Below are 1,932 nucleotides of genomic sequence, written 5' to 3'. Positions count from 1 at the left end.
GCACTGTACTGCACGGTGGAAACTTCTGGTATTTTTGGCGAAGCGGGTATTGGCGGGGGAAAGTCTATCAAGACCGATGTTACTGACACCACGGCAATGAACAGCACAGTGACAACATCTGGAGATAAAAGCGTTGCCGGCATCGGCGGGGGACGGTTTTACGGTGGCACCGTGACAGGCACCACAGCGGTGAACTGCACGGTGGAAACCGCCGGTAGAGCTGCCAGCGCGGGTATCGGAGGTGGGCAGGTTAGGAAGAGCACTACTGTTACTAATACCGTGGCAGAGAAGAATTGTCGCGTCGAAACATCGGGGGAAAATGCCGATGTCGGTATTGGCGCGGGGAATGTTGCTGATGGCACTGTGACCGATACCAAAGCAGTAAACTGTAAGGCCAGCACCGTCGGTAAAAATAGCAAAGCGGGCATCGGAGCCGGGGCTGTTCGAAATGGCCGTGTGGCTGATACCAAAGTGTTAAACTGCGAGCTAAAAACCACAGGTGAAGAGGGACTTGCCGGTATCGGGGCTGGTAAAGTCGTTAATGGCAATGTTACCGATACGACGGCAGTGAACTGCAACGTCGAAACCTTCAATTCTTTCAATCGTGGTGTGGGGGCCAATGCCGGTATCGGAGCGGGATCTGTTGAAGGTAGCAGCGTCGTTGCACGCACCACAGCGTTGGACTGCACGGTCGAAACCCAAGATGAATATGGATATGCAGGCATCGGAGCCGGAACTGCCTCTGATGATGGCACCGTTGACTGGAGCACAGCGGTGAATTGCACGGTTGAAACTTCCGGTGTTGATGCCCATGCAGCTATCGGCACAGGATACGTTAGAAAGGGTGCAACCGCTGCCAACACCCTGGCAGTGAACAGTAATGTCAAAACGACCGGCCCTCAGGCAAATGCTGGTATTGGGGCAGGGCGGTTTCGTAGGGGTAAGGATGGTACCGTTACCAATACCACGGCGGTTGATTCCAGGATCGAAGCCCTGGGTTTAGATGCAAAGGCCCGTACCGTCAGCAGTAATACCCGGGTTTGCAACACCACTCTTAACAATGTGCTATCTGAGACTCCTGGTGTCTGTCCGCTGGATGATGTGTGTGAGCCTGTCGCCCATCCGCTCTTGCTTCCGGATTGCCAACCCGACCACGAGTATCTTGACCAGTTAGGCATGTCGAGCAATTTCAGCAGTGATTTCTTCTCCGTCGAAACCCTGCCCAGGGCATCCGACATACCCTTTCCCGACCGGCCTTGTCCTGAACCATTGACCACGACAGTGGCACCATCGGCCGCCACGACGGCAGCAGGCAGTGAAACCGGAGCCGGGGCATCAACCACCATACTTGTTTCAAAACCGGCTTCGTCCACAACTGTGGCGCTGTCTACCGAGATAAATGAGACCAACCTGGCTTCTTCTTCTGCGACATTGTCCCCAGCGATAACACCGTCAACCGTCAAGTCGACACCGGTCGAGGAAACCGTGAGCAGTGTATCAGGAAGTAACATAACCTTGCCCGTTTCGACTTTTGAACCATCTACGATGGCACAGCCAACCGTTACCTCACCACCGTTCAGGGTAACCGTACCCACAATACCAGGAACCACCATGACCTCTTCCAGAGCGTCTGCTTCTGCACCATTGACCACGACAGTGGCACCATCGGCCGCCACGACGGCAGCAAGCAGGGAAACCGGAGTCAGGGCATCAACCCCCATACTTGTTTCAGAACCGGCTTCTTCTGCGCCATTGTCCACAACAATGGGGCTGTCTACCGAGATACCTGTTTCCGAAACAGCTTATTCTGCAACATCGTCCGCAGCGATAGCACCGTCAACCGTCACGTCGGCACCGGTCAAGATCACAGTATCAGGGAAAACCATAACCTTGGACGGTCCGCCTTTTGGACCATTTACGATGGCACAGCCA

At 54.7% G+C, this 1,932-nt stretch carries 1 protein-coding gene; it reads left to right on the top strand.

Annotated elements, in window-relative coordinates; genetic code table 11:
• Positions 1-15 precede the first annotated feature (15 nt).
• On the top strand, positions 16-1,932 hold a 1,917-nt coding region (locus J7438_RS25280; RefSeq protein ID WP_209278813.1), incomplete at its 3' end, for a hypothetical protein.

The organism is Thalassotalea sp. G20_0, assembly GCF_017744175.1.
GTDB lineage: Bacteria > Pseudomonadota > Gammaproteobacteria > Pseudomonadales > Endozoicomonadaceae > Endozoicomonas.
The sequence above is the reverse complement of the archived record's forward strand: the minus strand, read 5'-3'. Positions and strand labels throughout refer to the sequence as shown.